The 699-nt window shown below is 46.9% G+C and carries 1 protein-coding gene; it reads left to right on the forward strand.

The window, feature by feature from the left end; all coding sequences use genetic code 11:
* Positions 1–2 precede the first annotated feature (2 nt).
* The coding region (locus tag ACWHAR_RS27410; protein ID WP_452088474.1) for a Bcr/CflA family efflux MFS transporter at positions 3–699 on the forward strand (697 nt) is incomplete at its 3' end.

Raw genomic sequence — 699 nt, forward strand, 5'->3', positions numbered from 1 at the left:
TTCTGCTCGGCATGCTTGCTATATTGGGCCCGCTTAATATAGATATGTATTTGCCAAGTTTTCCTGAAATCGCGGAAGATTTATCAGCAAGTGCTTCACTTGTTCAGTTAAGTTTAACAGCCTGTCTGGTCGGACTTACGATCGGCCAGCTGATTGTCGGGCCGGTCAGCGATGCGCAGGGGAGACGAAAACCGCTATTAATCTGTATTTTTTTATTTGCGTTATCTTCTCTGTTTTGTGCACTGTCGCCCAATATAACAATTTTAGTGGCTGCGCGTTTTTTACAGGGCTTCACTGCTTCTGCAGGGCTTGTGCTGTCTCGCGCAATCGTCCGCGATGTGTTTACCGGAAGAGAGCTTTCTAAATTTTTCTCGCTGTTAATGGTCATTACCGCGGTGGCGCCAATGGTTGCGCCTATGACAGGCGGTGCCATTTTGCTTTTGCCGTTCGCAACGTGGCATACAATTTTTCACGTCCTCATGATCATCGGATTTTTACTCGTTCTTCTGATTGCATTGAGGTTAAAAGAAACGCTTCCGCCGGAAAAACGGATTCCAAGCTCAATCGGAACATCCGTCAAAACGATGGGCAGCCTGCTGAAGGATCGATCCTTTATGGGGTACGCGTTAACTGTCGGATTTATTCACGGGGGAAGCTTTGCATATGTGTCTGGTACGCCTTTTGTATACCAGGACATCT

This window comes from Bacillus sp. LR--39, assembly GCF_053613335.1.